The sequence below is a fragment of the Olsenella phocaeensis genome (assembly GCF_900120385.1).
In the GTDB taxonomy this organism is placed as follows: domain Bacteria; phylum Actinomycetota; class Coriobacteriia; order Coriobacteriales; family Atopobiaceae; genus Olsenella_I; species Olsenella_I phocaeensis.
Genome location: NZ_LT635494.1, coordinates 1,908,602 through 1,910,331 on the forward strand (window position 1 = coordinate 1,908,602; position 1,730 = coordinate 1,910,331).

2 protein-coding genes and 1 tRNA gene are annotated in these 1,730 nt (G+C 66.8%); 2 read left to right on the forward strand and 1 reads right to left on the reverse strand.

Going from position 1 to position 1,730, the window contains the following annotated elements; genetic code table 11:
- Positions 1–1,008, forward strand: a 1,008-nt coding sequence (locus tag BQ7388_RS13110) for a M28 family peptidase (RefSeq protein ID WP_234946913.1), incomplete at its 5' end; no start/stop codon positions are given.
- A 37-nt stretch (positions 1,009–1,045) separates the two neighbouring features.
- Here BQ7388_RS13110 and BQ7388_RS12100 read toward each other — a convergent pair.
- The gene (locus tag BQ7388_RS12100; RefSeq protein WP_129583199.1) at positions 1,046–1,252 is read right to left on the reverse strand and encodes a hypothetical protein; all 207 of its coding nucleotides are present in this window, start codon (positions 1,250–1,252) and stop codon (positions 1,046–1,048) included.
- A gap of 188 nt (positions 1,253–1,440) precedes the next feature.
- Here BQ7388_RS12100 and BQ7388_RS09200 point away from each other — a divergent pair.
- A tRNA-Gly gene (locus BQ7388_RS09200) sits at positions 1,441–1,515 on the forward strand.
- Positions 1,516–1,730: the final 215 nt, after the last annotated feature.

Below are 1,730 nucleotides of genomic sequence, written 5' to 3' on the forward strand. Positions count from 1 at the left end.
ACGCCCGACCCGCTTGCCCCCGAGGAGCCCAGCCCCACTCCCGCCCCGCGCGGCATCGACGAGGGACGCGCGCGCCCGTCGGCCGCGGACCTCTCCTATACGAGGGGCGAGCGCGAGCCGTTGGGCGTGGTGGGCGAGGGTGCCCTGAGGTCTGAGTCTCCGCGGCCACGGGGTGGGTCCCACCAGGCAAGGCCCATGGGCAAGAAGCGCTTCAACATCTTCGGTCGCCACAAGGACCAGACGGAAGACTCAGATTCCTTGAGCTCTTGGCTTGGCGTTGACGAGGACTTCGACGCCAAGAAGAGCGGCCGCGAGATTGGCAGCTGGGACAACTTCTCGGACGCGAAGCAGGGGAGGCCTCGCGACGGATGGAAGGGAGGCGCGACGAGCCGCTTTGACCTCAGGCTCGTCGAGGATGAGCCTGCCGGCTCCGAGGAAGGCGCGAGCCAGGCTTCTGCGGAGGGCTACATCCTGGGTGGAGAGGAGCCCCAGGCCATGGAGCCCCGGGAGGGGATTGGCATGGAAGAGCTGCGCGAGGCCATCACGAGCATGGGTGACGACGAGCTGCTTGCCCACGACGTCTGGTTCGTGGCCCTGGGTGCCTCGGGACTCGACCACGCTGGCGCAAAGCGCTTCATGGCCGAGCACCGCAAGGACATCCGTGGCGCCTTCGTCGTCAACCTCGACACCGTCGGCGCCGGTCGCCTCAGCGTGCTCACGAGCGAGGGTGCCACCAGTCCGCGCAGGGCAGACCGCAGGATGGTCCGCCTGCTGTCAAAGATCGCAGACGACCTGCACGTCGGGCTGGAGAAGGTTCGCTTCGACTGGGCTGACACGGACGCGACACCCGCCATGCAGTCGTCCATGCGTGCGGCAACGATCATGGGCGTCTCTGAGGACGGCGTTCCCGCGCTCTCTCACACCGCGGACGACGTGCCGGAGAACCTCGATGCGGCGCAGGTGGTCGACGTCGCCGAGCTCGTCGCCGAGCTCATTCGACGGGCATAGGAGGGTCCGTCCAAGAACCAAGTCCGACCCAATGAACCTATTGCATGCCGGCGGTCCCCCTGTGGTGGCTGCCGGCATGTCCCGTTCCGAGGGGGTTGCCCCCGCGCACGGGGTCGCCTCCGCGCAGCTGGGCCCGCGGCGGACGCCGCCTCTTGCCCGCCGCCCCAGAGGCCAGGCCGACCTCGTCCGGTCCAAGCGCCTCCGCCCGTCGTATCTCCTGCCTTGCAAGCAGCGTCTCTTCCACCAGACCTCCCCGGTCGCCTACGTTGGGGAGTAGAGGCTACTCATGCGAGCTGGCAGCAAACCCATCGGCAGCTTGCGCCAGTCTGGCGTCAGCTAGGGACGCGAGCCCTCCGAGCATGGGATTCGCGACAGTTTCGACAAAAGCCTTGGGCACGTCGCAATGGGAGCTGTGATAGAATCCACAAACATGCGGGCATCGCCAAGTGGTAAGGCAATGGCTTCCCAAGCCATCATCCGCGGGTTCGAATCCCGTTGCCCGCTCCATAGACTGTCATCGGGCCCTTCGGGGCCCGATTTCGTGAAAGGGCAATCCATGAGCGTTCCCATGACCGCCGAAGAGTGCCATGTCGCCATCGGGCATCTTTCTCCCAAGATTGACAACTATGCCGAGCTGCTGGTTCGCAAGGGTGCGGCATTGAGGCGGGGACAGGAGCTCGTACTGCAGGCGCCCGTGGAGCGGGCGGACTTCGCCCGCCGCG